Genomic DNA, 19003 nt, shown 5'->3' with positions numbered 1-19003 from the left:
CATGATTTCATTTATAGTTTCCATAGCGGTTTTAATCCTAGGCTATTTCACTTACGGAAAATTCGTTGAGAAAATATTTGGAGTGGAGAAAGATCGTCCCACTCCGGCCATAAGATTACAGGATGATGTGGATTTTATGCCCTTGCCTACATGGCGAATTTTTCTTATTCAATTTCTGAACATTGCTGGGCTTGGCCCTATATTCGGAGCAATAGCCGGTGCCATGTTCGGACCTGCCGCTTTTCTATGGATCGTGCTGGGAAGTATATTTGCAGGAGCTGTCCACGACTATTTTTCAGGCATGCTTTCTGTGCGCCACGACGGACTTAGTATTAGTGAGGTAGTGGGTATATACCTAGGTCCAAGGATGAAGCATTTTATGCGCTACTTCACCATAATACTTTTGATTTTTGTCGGCACGGTATTCTTAATGGGACCGGCCAAGATCATTGATGGCATGACCGGGAATATGTGGAACCTATGGGTTTGGGTGGGCATTATTTTGGTCTATTATATTCTCTCCACACTTTTGCCCATAGATAAAATGATAAGCAAGCTCTATCCCATTTTTGGTATGGCCATGCTTTTGATGGCCATTGGGCTGCTGTTTGCACTTTTATATGGGGACTACCACATCCCGGAAATTGTGCCGGCCAATTTGAGCAATATGACCATCAGTCCATCTGAAACACCATTATTCCCCATACTGTTCGTGACCATTGCCTGTGGTGCCATATCAGGGTTCCATGCCACACAATCCCCCTTGATGGCACGTTGTATGAAGAATGAGACCTTAGGGAGAAAGATTTTTTATGGTACCATGATAACCGAAGGTATTGTGGCCCTGATCTGGGCCGCAGCGGCAATGACATTTTTTGGTAACGTGGAATCCCTCAACGGTGCAATGTTGGCCAATAACAATAATGCAGCTTGGGCCGCCAATGAGATAACGCTAAACATGTTGGGCAGTGTAGGAGGGGTCTTGGCCTTGTTGGGTATAGTAGCGGCACCTATTACTTCTGGAGATACTGCTTTTAGGTCCGCTAGGTTGATTCTCGCGGACGTGTTTAAAACATATCAAAAGAAGATAAAAAATAGGCTTTACTTGAGCTTACCATTGTTTGTGATCGCCTTCGCGCTTACCCAGATAGATTTTGGTATAATATGGCGCTATTTCGCCTGGAGCAACCAGACCTTGGCCACTGTGGTGCTTTGGACCATTACGGCCTATCTTATGTATAATAATAAAGCCTATTGGGTAACTTTTTTACCAGCGATTTTTATGACCATGGTCTGTAGTACCTACATTTTAATTGCTCCTGAAGGGTTTAAATTGGCCAATAATTTGGCATATATAGGTGGGGCCTCCATAACACTTTGTGTGACGATTATATTTTGGATGTATACCGCTAAAAGACAAAGATATTTTAGGGCTTTGCCCAACATATAAAAATTTGAGTTAGTTTAGTTGCAAAAGGAACAATGGGAAACTGTTGTTCCTTTTTTTTGTTTTACTAATTGCGGAAACAGAAATACAAAACCCACTGGTTTATAGGATTAAATTACAATTGAGTCACAGTTGGGTACTGAGGGTCTACTATAATTAACATTAGACCAAAAGACCAAAATTGCGGTAGAATGTCAATGAGCCAATCGTTTTAAAAATTCCTCCTTACGCCTAGTGGAAACTTCTAAATATGTACCATCAACCAAAGTGACATAGCCTCCTTTGCCCTTAGTGTATTTGCTAATGCATTCAAGGTTGATTAAGTGGGAATTATGGATTCTAAAAAAATTACAATTGGAAAGCAAGGCTTCAAAAGATTTTAGGGTTTTGGATACCGTAATTTTTTTGTTTCCGTTCAAAAAAATGTTGGTATAGTTAACGTCCGATTGGCATCGAACAATTTCCGAAACTTCTATGAAAATGAGTCCCTCGGAGGTTGGGATACTTATTCTTTTGTGTATGTCCTTTTTATTTAAATTACTCAGTAATGTCTCTACCTTCTTTTCAAAATCTTTCTTGTCCAATTTTTCATTTACTTTTTCCAGAGCTTGTATCAAATCATCAGCGTCTATTGGCTTTAAAAGGTAATCCACAGCACTGAATTTAAAAGCCAGAACGGCGTACGTATCAAAGGCCGTTGTGAAAATTACTTCGAAATCCTTTTTTCCAACCTTTTCTAAAAGATCAAAACCGGTTTTATCATTGATTTGGACGTCTAAAAAAATTAGATCAGGAGCGAGAGCTAGTATGGCATGTGAGCCCTCCTCCACTGAAGTATAGGCGCCTACTAACGTTACATTTTCCAACGGTTTCACAAGCTCGGTTAGCCTATTTATACAATGGAGTTCGTCATCTATAATTATAGCCCTGATCATTATTAAAAAAGTTTTTCCAGTGGAAGTTTTACTTCGACGCGAAGTCCCATATTATCGGCCTTGTCAATAAGCACTATATCTGCATTGGAGTTTTTTTGCTTGTTTATAATATTAATTCTGCTTTTGGTGATTTTCATGCCCATGGATTTCCCTTCTTTTTCATTTATGGCAACGGAAGCTTTTCGTCCAACCCCATCATCATCCACGCTGCATATAATAGATTGGTCCTCTTTTTTTATCTGGATCAATATATGTCCTTTCCCTTGTTTTTTTGAAATTCCGTGCCAAATGCTATTTTCTATAAAGGGTTGAAGGATTAGGGGAGGAACTAAAACATTATCAGGATCTAAGGCGGGGTCTATTTTAATCTCAAATGTAAATTTATTTACCATTCGCTTTGATTCTACCTCCAGATATAGCTCCAATAATTGAAGATCTTCGCTAAGTGGAATTTCCTTTTTTTCAGAATTCTCCAATGTCAGCCTAATTAATTTGGCAAACTGTGACAAATAGTTGTTGGCCGAATCTTTGTCATTTCTAGAATAATAATCGCCGATGGAATTGAGAGAATTGAAAATAAAATGTGGATTCATTTGTGCCCTTAGTGCTTTTAACTGGGTCTCGGCTACCACTGTATCAAACTCCGCTTTTTGTTTTTCAGTTAAGATATCCCGTCTTCGCTTATAAAGGATTAAACCAGCTATAGTAGCCAGCATCAGAGTGCTTCCCCCCAAAATAGTGCTCTTTTTAATAAATTTTTGCCGTTCTATTTGGGTTTGTGCCAATACCTGCTCCTTTTCATGTTCAGCTTGGGATAAGGCTTCTTTTTTGTCAAATTCATATTGCATTTCCAAAAGGGCTATTTCCTCCCTTTTTTCCGATGAACGAATACTATCCTGTAAATCGTTGGCCCTATACTTTGCATCAAAGGCGTCTTTATATCTTCCCATTTGAAAATAAGTTTTGGCCAAATTTTCCCAAGCCACATTTTGATCTTCCTTCGATCCAGTTTGTACTGCCAATTGCAATGCTTTTTTAAAGTGAGTGATGGCCTTTTCATATCGGTCGCCTATCGGCAAACGATCATCAACCAAATTCAAATAGCTTTCCCCTAAATAGGAATGAACTATTCCAAGATTTACGAGGTCGCCCAATTCTTCATATATAATTTTTGTTTGGTTAAGATACTCCAGTGCCTTGTTGTATTGTGATAATGAGGTGTAGGCAATACCCATATTGATTAAATTGCTGGCCGTACCTCTTTTATTGCTTATGCTCTTATTGATTTTATAAGCCTGCTGTTGTAAATTGATTGCTTTTTCCGATTTTCCCAAATTATCGTAAACATTGCCTATGTTGCCCAATGCCTGCGCCGTTTGGTGTTTATTGTCAATTTTTTGATAAAGATCTAACGCTTTTTCAAAGTATGCGAGTGCCTTGTCAAATTTCTGCAATCGCTTATATACCAGGCCAATATTGTTTTGAATATTGGCATATTCAATTCCATTTGTAGTACCTATTTTATCATAGATTCTTGTAGCTGATAAAAATCGTGCAATGGCTTTTGGATAATCTGATACATACATATAGTTGATGCCAATGGAGTTTAACATTTTTGCCATCAAAAAACTGTCTTTTTCCTGCTCAAAAACACTGTAGGCCTTGAGATAGGCATCAGTCGATCGCTTATAATCGGACCATCCAAAATAAATAAGACCTTTATTAAAAGTGGTACGGGCAACCCCAGTGTGGTTATCGATCTTCTTATGAACATCTATAGCCTTATCGTACATTTCCAAGGCCATGGTATCCTGTCCCTTAGAGGAATAGTTATGCCCTTTGTGCTGATAAGCCGAGGCCAACTTTTTCGTTTGCTGCAAGCGCAATGCCAGTTCTATGGCCTCGTTGGCCCGCTCAAGGCCTTTATCCGGGTTAAATGCATAATAGTCATAAGAGAGGTTGATAAGTAAGTTTAAGCGAACGGTATCTTGTTGCGGATTTTTCAACAACAACTGTTCAAGGGAATCAATTTGTTTTTGTTGCGAAAAACAAATTGCGGCCAGAAAACCCAACAAAAAGGTACAAGTGAATTTCCTCATATTGTTCTTTATTATGGAGGAAGTCAATAGTAGATTAGTCTGGTACTGTGAAAGTTAATAAAATTTTCACAGTTATTGCTCCAATCTTCGCAAAAAATAAATGGAACGGCGCATATAATAATCGGTCATTGTCATTTCCTTTTTTAGAACCTAGATTTATACATCATAAACAATACACGATGAAACCTATTATGTTGATGTTTTTTTTGCTGGGGGTTTTGTTTTTGGGCAGTTGCAATCGAATGAAAGGTACTTATGTGGGTGCTGACCAATCTCATTTCGACAAAATTGTTTTTACCTCAAAACACACTGTAGAACTAATTTTTTTGGGATCCGTCGTAGAGGCGGAATATGAAAAAGTGGGAGGCGAAGTAAAGATAAACACTGCCATGGGTACACAAGTACTAAATATTGATACCGAGGGTTGTCTGGACGGTGGTTTTATCATGGGTAAATATTGTAAGGAATAATCAAAAACTAATTAACTGTATAAAAACAAACAACATGAAATCAAAAACGATGATAATACTTGCTCTTGGTGCACTTGTATTATGCGCATGTGAGGACGTTAAAAAAGGCTTATATAAATCAGTAGGTCAAGCACATTTTGAATCGATTACCATAAAATCCGGTGGAAAGGCCGAAATGGTTTTTATGGGGAGTCCTGCTGAAGTGGAATACACGGTTGAGGACGGAAAGGTAAAGTTGACCACTGCAGGTCAAACACAACTACTAATCATTACAAAAGATGGTTGTCTGGATGGCGGAGGCTTTATGGGTAAATATTGTATTGAATAAGTTATAAGGTGGATTATGAAATCAAAAATTTTAATGATCGCTATAACATCGCTTTCTTTAACGGCAAACACACCTATTGCCCAAAGCACTACGGGACGAAAAATTGAACGTGTCGGAAAAGATGTGGAAAAGACTGGCGAGAGCGTTGAAAAAGGGGCGGAACTCTTCAAAAAAATCTTTCAAAAGAAAGATAAGGACAAAACAGAAAATCAAGGAGGAAACACTCAGGGCAATTCGGAGGACTCCAATTCGGAGAAGACTGAAACTGCGAAAGACACAAAAAATACTGGAACGGATAGTGTTAACAAAAAAACTTCCAATCTTGCTCTTAGCAATCCTAACTCATTAAAGCCTGGCGATGTACATCCCGATGCCGTAGTCTTGGATGTGGATGAATTATTTCCGTTTTACGATGGAGCAGCTATTGTCAGGAAAGGAACTTCTACGGCATTGATCAACTCCAAAGGGGAGTTTATAGTTCCTTTTAATAAATTTCAATTTAATTACTATCAAAACAAATCAATGAATGGGTTCTTTTTGCTAAATAAGGCCTTTTCTAGCAAAGAAGGGACAGGGTTTGTAAATTCAAAAGGGAAATACATAGATCTCCAAGAGTTTTATGGTGTTACAGACGGCGGCCGTGTGATTGGCGACTATTTGAGGTTAAAAACCATAAAATCCAATAGTTACACTTATGTTTTTGTGGACAAGGAGGGAAATAAGTATACATTGACTGAATTAGGTCCAATTTCCTCCTCCGAAGATGCCATTTTATATAATGGGCGGGTTTTATTTGCCAATAATTATAAATACGGTTATAAAAACATTGAAAATAAGATTGTAGTTAATGCCATTTTTGATTTTGCAATGCCTTTTTCGGAGGGCATTGCAGTTGTAGGAGCGAAAAATGAGTTCGGGGAAATGAAATACGGTTATATCGATACCAACGGGAAACCATTAACACCCCTACAATTCAGTAGGCGGCCTGAACGGTTTAGCAATGGTCTAGCAAAGGTTTATTACCATGACGTGTTGCATAAATATTCATTTATTGACAAAAAAGGGGAAATTGTTTTCACAGAGACTAATAGCAGTTACTATGGTCCGTATTATAATGGTTATACCATAGCAATTACTGGACGCCAAAATGAAAAAATAAGAGATAAGGAAGGAAAGACTTATTCCAAAGAAGAATTTTTAAAACTATTTGGTATAACAGATGTGCGACAAGGTTCTGTTGATGTTGAACTACCTACTACACTAATAAGCGTATATCTTAGTTCAGGAAGTCCAAATAAAATAAAATTCTATTTTGACTCGATTCATGATGTCCGAAACTATGGATTTATCGATGTAGATAATGGTCGTGCGATCTATGGTAAATTCTCACCGGGCAATCATTTCAATTTTGACCCCGTATCGAAACTCGCATTTGCAATTTTTGATAAATCCAAAAATTCATCGGATAAAACGCAAGGCTACATCAACGAGGAAGGTATTTTTATGATTGTAAAAGGAGAGGTGTCCAAATGGTAAGATTGTAATCGAGCCTTAATATTTATTATATAATAAAAATCAACTTAAACAATCAAATCATGGAAACAAAACAACTTCTTCAATCACAAGAAATCGATTTCGGAAAAGTGCTGATAAAAGTATTGGAGCTCATCATTGTCAAACCATTTACCCTGCCATTAAAAATTTACAAAAATGCGCTGGCCCATTTATCCAATGCGGATGCAGACGATTCTGAGGAAAGTGTTTTGTCATCGGATTTCCCGTTGTACACATGGTTCATTAGCATTTTTGACGCCATAATTGTCATCATATACCCTGTGGGTTTAATTATCGCAATCATTGCTGGGACCAATTCCTTTACCGGCGGTTTTGGGAGTTTTCTGAGCGTACTGGTCATTACTTATTTTGCTCCCTTAATTTATGGTCTTATTCGTGAACTTTTCCAGATTTCACTAAAAGGCTTGTTGTATTTGAAGATTATCTCGAAAAAATAATATCGTGAAAACAATAATTATATTTCTGGCAGTTACATCCCTGTTGGCGGTTTCCACAGCTATCGTAGCACAAGATTCTAAAAATCCAAAAGTAGTGGATGCTTCCAAAAAGGCTCTGGAACTGGTAGAACAGGCGCAACAAGACAATAGTAACGGTAACTATTTGGCTGCCAGTGAAAAATTGGAAGCCGCCTACCGGTTAGTTCCAAAAGATACACTTTGGCTATTTCATGCTGCCCAGAGTGCAGTAAAAGGGAAAGACTATAAACGTGCTCTTACCTATTATACACAATTAATAAATATGGGGTTCAATGGTGTTATTATAGATTATATGGCTGTCAACAAGAAAACGGGGGAAATGGAGATGATGCCGGAAAAAATGAGGGACTCCGTGCTAAAAATCGGTCTTTACAGGGATCCGCTCACTCAAAAATCTGAATCCAAAAAACCTGTGATTCTAAATCATATTGCCCAGATCTATCACTATTTTGAAGATTATGAGAAAGCCCTCAATAACTATTTGCTTCTACTAGGCAATGGAATTAGTTCATTGGACCAAGAAACCAGGACATCCATTTACAATAATATTGCCGAGGTATATATTGCTCAAAATAAAAAGGGAACGGCTTTGGATTTCATGAAAACAGTAAGGCGTGACCATCCTAAAGATATCAATGCCGATTTCATCAAAAATGAGGCCAGTCTGTATTTGCATTTTAAGGACATAGACATGTTTGTCAAACTCCTAAACGACCTTACCCGCTTAGAGCCCAACAACCCTAATCATTACTATAATTTAGGTGTTGTGACGGCAGATTCTGGTGATTTGGAAGGTGCCAAAGCATTTTATAATAGAGCCATAGCATTGGACCCAACTTATGTTAATGCCCTGACGAATATGGCGGCGTTGATACTTGAGAAAGAAGGCGTTCTTATTGATGAAATGAACGGTCTAGGGAGTTCCGATATAGACAATAAGCGGTATGATCAATTGAAAGAACTTCGAAAACAAGTTTTTAAAGAAGCCATTCCCTATCTGGAAGCTGCTTTTAAGATCGATAAAAATGCAATGCAATCTGCCCAAACATTGATGAATATTTATGAATCATTAGGTGATACTTTTAACCGGGACCGAATAAGAGGGTTGTTGAAATAATGATAATAACATAACACTTGATCGGATGAAATGCGCATAATCACTTGCATGCAGAAATACCTCTAGATTTTTGTAATGAGGTAGGTTTAGAGGCAATTTGGGTTTTGGAGCGCATTATACCTTGGAGAAAAACATAAACTTTAGAAATAATGTTATGATAAAACAAAGAATTTTATGGCTATTACTACTTTTTTTAGGTGTAGCTGCACCTGCGCAAGTTAATCCGGATCTCTACGATATGCCGACCTCCGACAACGTTCTTTTGAACATTAAAGGAACTGACAATATTGATACCTATGTCAAACAAGTGGCCGCGTTAGATGTTCTTATGGACGTTGCTCAAACGGCGATGTGTAAAGAGCCTTGTGATAAGAAACAGATTTCAGCTATTGTATTGCTACGGAAAGAGTACAGTGAATACCAGCGTACAATCTATCTAAAGTTTCTTAAAGAGTCAAACTTTTCACATAACGAAGAAGGCGGCTCTGCGAAGTGGGATGCACTTTGGGAAGAATATCACCACAAAACCCCAGACTTGAAGGAAGAAATCATAGAGACTCTTTTTAACGAGCGAGCCAAAAATCGGTATTATGAAATAAATGGAATACCCAATACCGTCAACAACAAAACCGTGACCACCTCGGAAAAAATAGTAAAAACGACAGTTCCGCAAGCTTCAAAAGAAGAATCAGGATTAACATCAAAAACAACTATAAAATTTGGCTTTGATGAGAATTACCAATTGATTCCCAACCCCATTATTTACCAAGCTCCAGGTGTAAGTAAAGAAAATCTCTATAATCGTGCATTAATATGGATTAACAAGACCTTTATAAACCCAGAAGAGGCAATCATCTCAAATGTTAAGGGCGAGTTCATCAAAATTTATGGTGTTGAACCATTAAACAAATGGGGGACTTCAGTCCTTCCTTATACTATTCAGTTAGAATTTAAGGAAGGTCGTTACAAACTAACCTATTCGAATTTAACACTTAAAGATCCACAAACATTATTGAATGACAAGATGTTTACGGAACAATTAAGAAGTCAGACTAGAAATGAGCAAGCTGCTTATAACGAAAAGGGTTTCGCGTTTCTTGATTCAATTTTCAAGTCTATCAATCGTGAATTGACAGGAAAAAATAAAATAAAAGATGATTGGTGACAAATACTCGGTCACCTCCAAAATTACCTTTCCTGTGGTTCTTGAATGCGTTCCGCTCGAATCAGCAATGGATAATGGGGTTTCAGGAATTGAAAAATAGACAATAATCCTAAAAAAATGAAAATATATATTTTTTATTTTATAATGCTACTTGCTCTTTTGAACTGCAAGCAAAAACCGGAAACCGTAGAGGAAGTACCAGAACATTTACGAACGGACCAAAATTCGAATTTCGAAAAAGAAAAGGATAATGCCAAAATTAATGAAGAAATCGAGGCGGTAGAGCGCACAGAAAAAATAGAAAAGGAGGAAATCGAAGAAGTCTCGGAAGAATTGGATGATGGGGAAAAGGTGTATGATAATGAGATATTGAAAGGTATTGAGGAAATTGACCCTTGGGATTACAGGCATCTGCCAATTAAAACCCAAAATGATGTGGATGCTATTATGGCCTTTCAAATCCATACTTCGAATCCAGAAACGAGGTCCTATTTGAGCAAATTCCAATTTCAGGACATAGATGGGGATTTTACTGATGAAGTTTTAATGGAATATACTGTAATGAGTTCCGACTCTGGAGCAAATTGGGCGGGATTTAGTTTTTTGGTATTTAAGGTAGAAAATAAAGATTATATACCAATCATAGATGCCAATGTAGGGAGTAAATATGTAAGATACCTTAGTTTTCAGAAGTTACTTTACAATAATCAGTTCGTCTTTAAAATTGAAGGTCTATGGGATACCACATGGGGAGACCCCGATACTAAATTAGGCGATGAAGTTATCTTTATCTATGAGGAAGGGAAATTCACGGAGGTTAAAGATTGAGAATTTGGTCTTTTTATGACCAATTGGTTTATGAAAAATAAAAAATAAAGAATGATTGGAGAAAAGCGAATTGAAATAAGCAACAAAAACTTTAAATTTCAATGGCTTAAAGGATAGGTGTTGGATGTGAAAACATTGGCCAAAACCGTTGGAGGTGGTACCATTTACTCCGATAGATATGCTTATTCCTCTAACATCGAAATTAATAGTGTAGAGCAAATTAATGTTTTTTTAGAAGATGCATACGGCAGCGAACATGCCTTTAAATTGGAAGATTTTAATTTTTCATGTCGTGAAGGGCATGAAATAACCATTGTAAAATTATTAATCGATAATAACAAACAAGGCCCATTTATAGGTCTTTATAATCATACTACTCGAGAACACCGCGTCAAATACAGGCTTATGCAGATTATGACAAGCCCTAGCATGATTCTCTATTGCCTCACCATCTACCGCAATAATCTTACAAATAAATAACTACTTGTAAATAAGTGTATTACGAAACTTTTATTGTTTTAGGATACTAACTTAACCAAAGTCTGTTCAGTGAAATTCACCCCAGCACCACCACAATACAACCCTCTTAATATAAGTGGATGTTTATTCATGATAAGAGGTGAATATTATATCACCATATGGTTTATGTAAGGCGGTGGGTCTATTTTCCAATAAAACACCCTTACCAACCCTCTCCCCACCAATCGTCCCAATTTTCATAGTACAATTTAATTTTGCCTGCTTCCAGTCCTTCAGCCGCCTCCTTGCCTGTATACCAATATCCTGAAATGACAGGCAATCCACGATGGTCCATTGCCACACTACCTTTAAAAGTAATGAACTTATCCTCAGATTCCACAAAATCCGAATGTTCCATAAAGGTTCCCTGGATTTCGTTATCAGAAACCCAAGACCAGGTTTCCTTGCTATTTTCTACACCCCGAAATATTTTTTTATCAACCCCTAGATATAGCCTGTAACCTTTTTCGTTGGGGATGGCATCACAATAGGCCGTAAACCAGCCACCAAAATCGCTTTGTTTTATGGAATCGAAAGGGTGATATATTTGGGGGAAATCTTCCGAGGCAAAATTTGGGTCCCATTGCTTATTCTGACTGTAGTAGGTAGTTGCAAATTCGGAATCCCTATCAAAATTGAACGAGATAACCCCTTTTTCTTGTCCCATCGCCGGTTCCGTTTCATACCAATAACCGTTCAGTTTGGGTAAGCCAGTTAAATTGTCATAATTCAAAGTGACTTTGAGAAAATATTGATCAATTTGACCACTTTTTGAATATGAACCTTCAATCTCATTTTTTGAGATACAGGACCAGCTACCAGAAATGGAATTCCCTGAATCCCATGGATCGTTATACCATAACTCACCCTTTTCATTAAAATGTACCGGCTTCCGAATACTCATTCCGTGTATGGTCGACTCAGAATTGTGGTTGTAGGTCATTACAAAATCGCCGCCAAGCTCTGAAACCAATACAATATTATCCTCAGCGAAACCCTCGGAGTTTTTCGCTGTTATGTTGACTGGATAAATTCCCAAACCCAAATTTTTATCCCAAGACAACACATAAGGAGCTTGATTTTTCATTTGGACACCATCTGGTGCGGAAATGGAAAGGTTTCCCTTGTTATTCCCCCAAAATAAAAAATTGTTGAAACTAAAACTACCTGCAGTGAAAAATGGTGTATACACGGTATCAACGACATGGTAAAAGATAGGTGCCGAAACGGGTAGGTTTTGAGAATCCCCTGTATCCTCATTGGAGCACGAAACAATGCCCAAGGCCATAATGCCAAGGACTACAATTGTTAAAAAGGACTTTGTTTTCATGATGCAAATGTTTTAAGTACCAATTCATCAGTTTTCGAAATTTCTTGAAATACCTAAAAATAATTCAAAGGTTAAGGCCAATTTTGATTGTGGGGTAGAAGGCTAAATTTGGTGGACATATGGCCAGTTTCGATTGACGTATGAATAGACGCCTCAATTTTGGACTTCCATCTACGAAAACTGATTGTTCGTCATCAAATTTTTTGTTGTGGAGTATATTTCTTAACTTTAATAGAGACTTTTTGTAAACGGAACTTATGGCTACCTTGCGTCGATTCCAAGATTCCATCCCTCTGAGAATAGTTGGGCTACACCTAGTTTTTTGGGCCTTGATCGTCACCTATTTCGCCTGGGGCTTCGGCTTCAATGAAAATCCAAAAATGTCTTTTATCAACTCCCTTTATTTTTTGCCAGGACATATTATTATGGTGTATTCCTTACTCTACTTTTTGGTGCCAAAATTCCTCCTTAAAAACAAATTTTTGCATTTTTTTGTCGGGCTGTTAGTTGTTTTGTTGTTCTGTATTCTTTATACTATTTTGGCCCAGTTACAATTGAGTTCCGACATAGACAGTTTTAAGGGAATGACCTTAACTGTGGGCAGGAACGTATTGCCTTTTCTACATGTTGCAGGGATCGCTTTATCTATTAAGTTGTTAAAATATTGGTATTTGCAAAGGAAGCGTACCATTGAGGCCGAACAACAGAAAACGGTAGCTGAATTAAAACTGTTGAAGGCGCAGTTGCATCCCCATTTTTTATTCAATACACTTAACAATCTGTATTCTCATACCTTGGAATCTTCTCCCAGATCTCCGGAGATTGTGATGAAACTTTCCGGACTCTTGCGGTTTATGATCTATGAGAGCAACGTTCCAAAAATCTCCCTGCTGAAGGAGATCGAATTATTGCAAAACTATATATCGCTGGAGGAATTGCGCTATGGTGAAAGATTGGATTTGTCCTTAACTATTAACGGCGACATTGGGAAATATCAGATAGCTCCGTTGCTATTACTTCCTTTTTTGGAAAACGCATTTAAGCACGGAACCAGTAGGCAGATAGAAACCTGCTGGATAAGCTTTCACCTTTCCATGGACGGTTCAACAATGAGCTTTAAATTGGTGAACAGTATAGATCCCGGAGAGGCAAAAACCAGAATAGGAGGATTGGGCCTTCAAAATGTAAGGCAAAGACTGGAGCTATTATATAAACATAATCATACGTTGGAAACTGTGATGTTGGAGGAAGTTTTTGTGGTAAGCCTTGAAATCAATTTGGAAGAATTGGAGAAAAAATATGAGGACGAATTGGTTTTAACCTTATCAAATTAAATAAGATTTTAAAATGTACTAAACAATTATATATAGTAACCCAACTAGAATTTAAAGTTCTAGCGCACCTAAACTTTTGGAATACCTGATGTCATAAAAAACTAATAAGAATTGACGGATGAAATATAATTGTATTATTGTAGATGATGAGCCCCATGCGATCAAGATCCTTGAAAGTTACATTAGGTCCTTAGATCAGCTAAATATAGTTGGAACGTGTAGTAACGGATTTAGAGCAATCAATATTTTGAACAACGAAAAGATAGATCTTATATTTCTTGATATCAATATGCCAAAATTGTTGGGCACGCAGCTATTAAAGACACTTCAATACCCCCCTAAAGTTATTTTTACCACGGCTCACAAGGATTACGCCATAGAGGCCTTTGAACTTGATGCTATTGATTATCTGCTGAAACCTATTTCCTTCGAACGGTTCTTAAAGGCGGTTAACAAGTTTTGCCACACTACCACTGTTGATGTGGCCACCGCTGATCATGCCTCAGGGTTTTTATATTTTAGGGCAGATCGGAAGATGGTAAAAGTATTTTTAGAAGATATTCTTTACATTGAAAGTTATAAGGATTATATAGTGATCCATAAAAAAACTGATGTGGTCAAGGTGAAACTTACCATCAGTGCCGTCGAAAAAATGCTGCCCAAAAATTTATTTTTAAGGATTCATCGCTCCTTTATTGTATCGACCAACAGTGTAACAGCCTATACTAAGAATGATGTTGAAATTGGAAAAATTGAACTGCCCATTGGCAGAAACTATTCCACGGTAATTAAAAGGTTAACGGACAACACATCAATCATTTCAGGCCTTGAGGATTGATCTATTTATTTAAAAGCGATAATTTCACCTCCAGGCCAAAAGTAGTTTCGGTAGGTGCCGTGGCCACAAATTCAAAGTTACCCTGCCCGATAATATTATTGACATATGCCCCTAAATTTATCGTTTTCCATAGTTGGTAATTACCATTGATGCTAAGGTAAAATCCACCTAAAGGTCCATAATTCCATTGTTCGCCCACGCGCTGTCCTTCAATAACCGGGGATCTGTTGTAAATGTTATTTACATTGGTTTTGGCCGCCACATTCCTACCTGAAAAGAAATCATACTTTTGGACCCAGCGGGTAAAAAGGGTGCCGGAAAATTTGTTAAAGCGAGCGTTCAATGCAGCGCTTATCTTATTCTTAGGGGTATTAATAGAAAGATCGTTATCCGTAACCTTGCCGTCAAAATTTCCATCATTTTTTAAATCCTCCTTGTTCAATGAATAATCGAAGAATGAATAGTTAAGGGAAAGTTTATAATTATCGGAGAAATAATAATTAAGACCGATGTCAAAACCATAAGTCCGTACCTCTCCAAAATTTATGTTGCTATAGATAACAGCTCCAGGATCAAGCATTCCTGGAGAAGCGCCTTGGGTGAAGTCGCTTATCGGCCTGTTTCCTCTATGGGTGACCACAGGTCCACCTGAAGTGCCTTGTGGGACAATATTAAAGATTGGGCCAATAAGATCCTTGGACCAGTTGTGATAGACGTCCAAATCCACAAATAATTTTCGGTCCAAAAAAATAGACTTATAACCAAGCTCTAAGGTTTGAATGGTTTCAGGACGAAGGGGATCTATTTTCGATCCGTCAGATAAAGTAAAGCCCTCACCATTTCCTAAAACCATACCACCAGCTAAGTTTAAATGGGTATTGATCAGGGTAGGGGCGGTATACCCTTCGCCAAAGGTTAAACGCCATGTTCCCTCATTTTTTGTGTAGGTAATACCTGCTTTTGGTAAAAAGTTAAAACCGAATAAACTGTTCTGGTCGCCTCTGGCGGCAAAAATAAATTTTATTCCTGTGGCATTAAGGTCGTACATTATTTGGCCATAAACACCATATTGGTATAATTCTATAGGGCCATCCTCATCCAGCAAATAAGTGTGGTTGGTGAATGCATGTTCTTTTTGATATTGGGCACCAGTAACTAAATCAAAACCTCTCCACATATTTTTGTATTGAACCTCACCATTATGCCGATAAGAATCTTCCTCTATACTGGTTGGTTGGGGACCTTTCAATGAATTCTCAAGGGCTTCGCTCTCCGATTGCCCTTGGTTTAATAGCGTATAAAAATTTGTAGTTCTACTTATAACACTTGTGGATTTTTCCAGGATTATCCATGTTTTATAAAATTGTCCAAACCAATGGGTTGATTTATATGTTGCCTGTAGACTTGAATTATTCCAATTTTTTAAATTATTCCTACCGGCGCCACCATTACTGTTGTTGAGGTTAATGGCATAAGTCAATCCGATTTCACTATCATCAGTTGGTTTATAAATTGTGGAAGCCAATCCTTTTACGAAAGAAATGTTCCGATCTACTCCAATCTCTGCTTTTCCTTCAAATTCTCCTGGTGTGGAAGTTGAAACATAAACAGAGTCGGTAAACATTTCTTCTCTTCCTGAGATATATTCCGAGGTAATTTTATAGGCCCATTTGTCGTTTATAACTCTGGCATGACGCAAACGTGTTGTAAACAACGAATTGGAGCCTGTACCTATAACAACGTCTGTTCCTGGATATTTAAAGGGGGATTTGGAAATGGTATTGAACAAGCCATTTAAACAGTTGGGTCCATAGAGGGCAGAGGAAGGCCCCAACACAATTTCTACTCGTTCTATATCTTCCTTTACAAAGGCACTCATTGGACCCACTGGGGTTCGAATACGGGTATGTGCAATTCTATTATCATCCAAAATTAACATCTTTTGGTTAAAATCGCTGTTAAAGCCCCGTATGCTTATAGCACCCCAAAAATTACCCATTCTGGTAAAATCAACACCTTTTTGTAGGGCGAATAATTCCTCTGGACTGCCAACAATATTCTCTAATTGTGTCGCATTGATCAAATTTATTGCAGCAGGGGCCTGGGTAATTTTTTCAAGCCTCCTTGAGCCAGAAACGACGGCTTCATCCATAACCTCATATGAAGAAATTAATGTTATCTCACCTAAATCCTTCAATTCACTATTAATAGAAACATTCAGTGTCTTTTTGGCATAGCCAATAGAAGAAAATATGACTGCATAATCTCCATTTTCAAATTCAAGTTCAAAATAACCTTCAGGATTGCTGATTGTGCCCGTGTTTAAAATTTGTAAATAGATATTTACATCCGGTAATCCATTTCCATTTTCATCGACAATCCGTCCTTTAAGTCCAGTTTGGCCATAAATGATGTAAGTAGAAGCTATAAGCACAAAAACAAGAGTGAAAAGTTTCATCCCTGATTGGATTATATGATGAAATTATCAAAACTCTATAGTTTTGAAACGTATCCACAAACAAAGGAGGGAATTTTGAGCTGTTATCAAGTTAGTATTAGCCTGAAATACGGAAACTTTAATTGTTTAAAGTCCTAGGTCTATCAACAAATATGATGATTAATAAAATTAGTGAAATTTATTCTATAATTATCATTTCGGTAAATCAATTTATTAACTCTTCCTTGGCCAAGTTTTTCTAACGTATCGGATTGAAAACGAAATGAATAAAGAGGTGTGTTTGACAGTGAATAAAAAAATAAATCATTGGATTACTTGCTGTTCATATCGAATATGAAAGACGATTTTAGTTATTATATAATATATAGTTATCCACTAATAACTATGATAGGAAGGCCTCAGTAAATAAAGGCCATGTAAAGATAAAAGCTCCGGTCTTATATCAAAACCAGAGCTTAATGAACCCTATTTGGGAATGGACTTTATTTTAATTCCATAAGATTATTATGATAAACAAATTCAGCCAATTGTCTCCCCATTTTTTCACCTTCGATTATATCTTGCCGAAAATGATAACCTATATATATTCTGGAAAGTGAAATTTCATCCGCAAGTTGGGAGAAACTTTCATAGCTTCTTTTTGTCCCTGGAAGACTAATACTTTCAATGGTAAAGGATTTTCTGTCATTACCAAAGTACAATTTGAACAATTCTGCCGCAGCTCCACCATTCGCGGCGTGCGAGGATGGGTAAGCAGGTGTTGGTGGCGTTGGTCTTACTTCCGGACGTTGAGGTATAATCCAGTTGGGATCTCCAGGTGTATTATCGTTTCCATCGTTCTCTCCATCCCTTATCGCAGTAATGGGTCTCCAGCTGTTATAGAAATATTTGGCATCAAAAATACTTATGTGCATATCTGCTTGAACCATATGGGTTAGGGCAAGAAGCCTAGCGGTCTCAAACCCGTTAAGCTTTTCATTAACTGCAAAAGTTCTGGCAATACGATTCATGGCACTTGGGGAATTCTCAATAAAAAATGCTCCCATGTCTAATTGCTCTTGTGTTCGATTAGGGCATTCGTTGCATCCCAAAGACTTAACTTCATCATAATCAGAAGCGTATATGGGAGAATTCATCGGATATGGTGGACCAGGTCTAAACTGTTTTCCTGTATTAGTGCCAAAGGTTTCGACTGTTCCCCAAGCCGGAGCATATACGGCATTTTCTGGCCAAATTGGAAAATTGGCTATAGCCCATGGCATATAGGACCTATATTCACCTGGCAGTGTTCCTTGATCCGAAGTGGAAAATTTAGGCTTTAAATCGTTTAGCCTTTTTTCCAAAATAGCGGCCGCTGCCTCTATACCTATTCTTATTCCTTCCTCTTTAAAACTTGAATTCTCGACTTTTGAGAGGCATTCCACCAAAAGACTGTCGGCATCGGTCTTCTTATCTGGAGCCACAATGACAAGTACATCATGTGCAGCCTGTGACACCGCTGCATCTGCAATTTATGATACTACCTCCTTTGAAACGCCCTCTAGGTCTACCGCACTATTATCCAGGGCGTATGTTTCATACTTTGGAATAACATTATTCAATGCGTCATGCATTGCCAAGGTTACAATGGCATATGCCCTAGATTCCGGGGGAGGCGGAACCAAATTATCAATGGCCAAACTAATGGCATTGTCCCACTTTAAAACCATTTCATTGTTATATGATCTTATCATTTCATTATACAGTAATTTCGAATCTGGTACAGGGATCGGATCCTCATCTAAATTGTCTGTTTCGCAAGCACTGATTGCGAGTAACATAATTACAGTGCGACCAAAAAGCTTTACATTTCTTTTCATGACAGTAAATTTTTAGGATTTCATAATAAAAATAAATCATTCCCTTATCCGTAAATTATAGCGATGATGTATAACCGTTTTTGAGGTAAGAAGGAAGCATTTTGATCGACAAACGGAATTGATAATTCCATCTCAAACCAAACCGATTTTAAGAAAGTTGACCTAGAATTTCACGAAAATTAATTATCCCCTAGAATAACCCCTCTATTCTTTCTTAAATGTTCT

The 19003-nt window shown here is 37.6% G+C and carries 17 protein-coding genes; 11 read left to right on the top strand and 6 right to left on the bottom strand.

Translation table 11 applies throughout. The features are described 5' to 3' along the window. The first annotated feature begins 1 nt into the window (after position 1). Positions 2 to 1450 (top strand): carbon starvation CstA family protein, encoded by a 1449-nt coding sequence (locus tag MWU78_RS18445; protein WP_247000519.1) that lies wholly within the window; start codon positions 2 to 4, stop codon positions 1448 to 1450. Between the two features lie 191 nt (positions 1451 to 1641). On the opposite strand, the gene MWU78_RS18440 is transcribed toward MWU78_RS18445, so the two are convergent. Together MWU78_RS18440 and MWU78_RS18435 are read right to left on the bottom strand one after the other, a co-directional pair. Further along, a complete protein-coding gene (locus tag MWU78_RS18440) occupies positions 1642 to 2382 on the bottom strand; it encodes a LytTR family DNA-binding domain-containing protein (RefSeq protein ID WP_247000517.1) in 741 nt (246 codons plus the stop codon). A 2-nt stretch (positions 2383 to 2384) separates the two neighbouring features. After that, positions 2385 to 4481: a tetratricopeptide repeat protein gene (locus tag MWU78_RS18435; RefSeq protein WP_247000512.1), complete on the bottom strand. Its 2097-nt coding sequence runs from the start codon at positions 4479 to 4481 to the stop codon at positions 2385 to 2387. Between the two features lie 179 nt (positions 4482 to 4660). On the opposite strand from MWU78_RS18435, the gene MWU78_RS18430 reads away from it, so the two are divergent. The 8 genes from MWU78_RS18430 (at position 4661) to MWU78_RS18395 (ending at position 10920) form a co-directional block, all read left to right on the top strand. Continuing rightward, a complete protein-coding gene (locus tag MWU78_RS18430; RefSeq protein ID WP_247000502.1) occupies positions 4661 to 4951 on the top strand; it encodes a hypothetical protein in 291 nt (96 codons plus the stop codon). 34 nt (positions 4952 to 4985) lie between these two features. After that, the gene (locus MWU78_RS18425) at positions 4986 to 5279 is read left to right on the top strand and encodes a hypothetical protein (RefSeq protein WP_247000501.1); all 294 of its coding nucleotides are present in this window, start codon (positions 4986 to 4988) and stop codon (positions 5277 to 5279) included. A gap of 15 nt (positions 5280 to 5294) precedes the next feature. Continuing rightward, a complete protein-coding gene (locus tag MWU78_RS18420; protein WP_247000499.1) occupies positions 5295 to 6815 on the top strand; it encodes a WG repeat-containing protein in 1521 nt (506 codons plus the stop codon). A 59-nt stretch (positions 6816 to 6874) separates the two neighbouring features. After that, positions 6875 to 7291 carry a hypothetical protein gene (locus MWU78_RS18415; protein ID WP_247000489.1) on the top strand — a complete coding sequence of 139 codons (417 nt, stop codon included), beginning with the start codon at positions 6875 to 6877 and terminating at the stop codon, positions 7289 to 7291. Positions 7292 to 7295: 4 nt separating this feature from the next. Then, positions 7296 to 8447 carry a tetratricopeptide repeat protein gene (locus MWU78_RS18410; protein ID WP_247000487.1) on the top strand — a complete coding sequence of 384 codons (1152 nt, stop codon included), beginning with the start codon at positions 7296 to 7298 and terminating at the stop codon, positions 8445 to 8447. A gap of 154 nt (positions 8448 to 8601) precedes the next feature. Next, a complete protein-coding gene (locus MWU78_RS18405) occupies positions 8602 to 9612 on the top strand; it encodes a DUF4468 domain-containing protein (protein WP_247000485.1) in 1011 nt (336 codons plus the stop codon). Positions 9613 to 9729: 117 nt separating this feature from the next. Continuing rightward, the gene (locus MWU78_RS18400) at positions 9730 to 10440 is read left to right on the top strand and encodes a hypothetical protein (protein ID WP_247000483.1); all 711 of its coding nucleotides are present in this window, start codon (positions 9730 to 9732) and stop codon (positions 10438 to 10440) included. Between the two features lie 126 nt (positions 10441 to 10566). After that, complete coding sequence (locus MWU78_RS18395; RefSeq protein WP_247000481.1) at positions 10567 to 10920, top strand: hypothetical protein; 354 nt, start codon at positions 10567 to 10569, stop codon at positions 10918 to 10920. Positions 10921 to 11122: 202 nt separating this feature from the next. On the opposite strand, the gene MWU78_RS18390 is transcribed toward MWU78_RS18395, so the two are convergent. Next, positions 11123 to 12289 (bottom strand): hypothetical protein, encoded by a 1167-nt coding sequence (locus tag MWU78_RS18390; RefSeq protein WP_247000480.1) that lies wholly within the window; start codon positions 12287 to 12289, stop codon positions 11123 to 11125. A gap of 257 nt (positions 12290 to 12546) precedes the next feature. Here MWU78_RS18390 and MWU78_RS18385 point away from each other — a divergent pair, with 257 nt between their 5' ends. Together MWU78_RS18385 and MWU78_RS18380 are read left to right on the top strand one after the other, a co-directional pair. After that, a complete protein-coding gene (locus MWU78_RS18385; RefSeq protein WP_247000478.1) occupies positions 12547 to 13623 on the top strand; it encodes a histidine kinase in 1077 nt (358 codons plus the stop codon). A 118-nt stretch (positions 13624 to 13741) separates the two neighbouring features. Beyond that, positions 13742 to 14461 (top strand): LytTR family DNA-binding domain-containing protein, encoded by a 720-nt coding sequence (locus MWU78_RS18380; RefSeq protein ID WP_247000476.1) that lies wholly within the window; start codon positions 13742 to 13744, stop codon positions 14459 to 14461. Between the two features lies 1 nt (position 14462). On the opposite strand, the gene MWU78_RS18375 is transcribed toward MWU78_RS18380, so the two are convergent. The 3 genes from MWU78_RS18375 to MWU78_RS18365 all read right to left on the bottom strand — a co-directional run bounded on the left by MWU78_RS18375 (position 14463) and on the right by MWU78_RS18365 (position 18778). Beyond that, complete coding sequence (locus MWU78_RS18375) at positions 14463 to 16919, bottom strand: carboxypeptidase-like regulatory domain-containing protein (RefSeq protein ID WP_247000474.1); 2457 nt, start codon at positions 16917 to 16919, stop codon at positions 14463 to 14465. 482 nt (positions 16920 to 17401) lie between these two features. Next, a complete protein-coding gene (locus tag MWU78_RS22600; RefSeq protein WP_247000472.1) occupies positions 17402 to 18415 on the bottom strand; it encodes a vanadium-dependent haloperoxidase in 1014 nt (337 codons plus the stop codon). Between the two features lie 15 nt (positions 18416 to 18430). After that, a complete protein-coding gene (locus tag MWU78_RS18365) occupies positions 18431 to 18778 on the bottom strand; it encodes a hypothetical protein (protein WP_247000470.1) in 348 nt (115 codons plus the stop codon). Positions 18779 to 19003: the final 225 nt, after the last annotated feature.

It is taken from the genome of Arenibacter sp. F26102 (assembly GCF_023015865.1).
GTDB lineage: Bacteria > Bacteroidota > Bacteroidia > Flavobacteriales > Flavobacteriaceae > Arenibacter.
This window is presented reverse-complemented; position numbering and strand designations above follow the sequence as displayed.

What these genes read in the sequence shown, in the direction of transcription:
- MWU78_RS18440 (WP_247000517.1), bottom strand. Translation starts at nt 2,382, where the DNA reads ATGATCAGGGCTATAATTATAGATGACGAACTCCATTGTATAAATAGG.
- MWU78_RS18380 (WP_247000476.1), top strand. Translation starts at nt 13,742, where the DNA reads ATGAAATATAATTGTATTATTGTAGATGATGAGCCCCATGCGATCAAG.
- MWU78_RS18405 (WP_247000485.1), top strand. Translation starts at nt 8,602, where the DNA reads ATGATAAAACAAAGAATTTTATGGCTATTACTACTTTTTTTAGGTGTA.
- MWU78_RS18385 (WP_247000478.1), top strand. Translation starts at nt 12,547, where the DNA reads ATGGCTACCTTGCGTCGATTCCAAGATTCCATCCCTCTGAGAATAGTT.
- MWU78_RS18445 (WP_247000519.1), top strand. Translation starts at nt 2, where the DNA reads ATGATTTCATTTATAGTTTCCATAGCGGTTTTAATCCTAGGCTATTTC.
- MWU78_RS18415 (WP_247000489.1), top strand. Translation starts at nt 6,875, where the DNA reads ATGGAAACAAAACAACTTCTTCAATCACAAGAAATCGATTTCGGAAAA.
- MWU78_RS18420 (WP_247000499.1), top strand. Translation starts at nt 5,295, where the DNA reads ATGAAATCAAAAATTTTAATGATCGCTATAACATCGCTTTCTTTAACG.
- MWU78_RS18400 (WP_247000483.1), top strand. Translation starts at nt 9,730, where the DNA reads ATGAAAATATATATTTTTTATTTTATAATGCTACTTGCTCTTTTGAAC.
- MWU78_RS18390 (WP_247000480.1), bottom strand. Translation starts at nt 12,289, where the DNA reads ATGAAAACAAAGTCCTTTTTAACAATTGTAGTCCTTGGCATTATGGCC.
- MWU78_RS18435 (WP_247000512.1), bottom strand. Translation starts at nt 4,481, where the DNA reads ATGAGGAAATTCACTTGTACCTTTTTGTTGGGTTTTCTGGCCGCAATT.
- MWU78_RS18425 (WP_247000501.1), top strand. Translation starts at nt 4,986, where the DNA reads ATGAAATCAAAAACGATGATAATACTTGCTCTTGGTGCACTTGTATTA.
- MWU78_RS18365 (WP_247000470.1), bottom strand. Translation starts at nt 18,778, where the DNA reads ATGAAAAGAAATGTAAAGCTTTTTGGTCGCACTGTAATTATGTTACTC.
- MWU78_RS18430 (WP_247000502.1), top strand. Translation starts at nt 4,661, where the DNA reads ATGAAACCTATTATGTTGATGTTTTTTTTGCTGGGGGTTTTGTTTTTG.
- MWU78_RS18375 (WP_247000474.1), bottom strand. Translation starts at nt 16,919, where the DNA reads ATGAAACTTTTCACTCTTGTTTTTGTGCTTATAGCTTCTACTTACATC.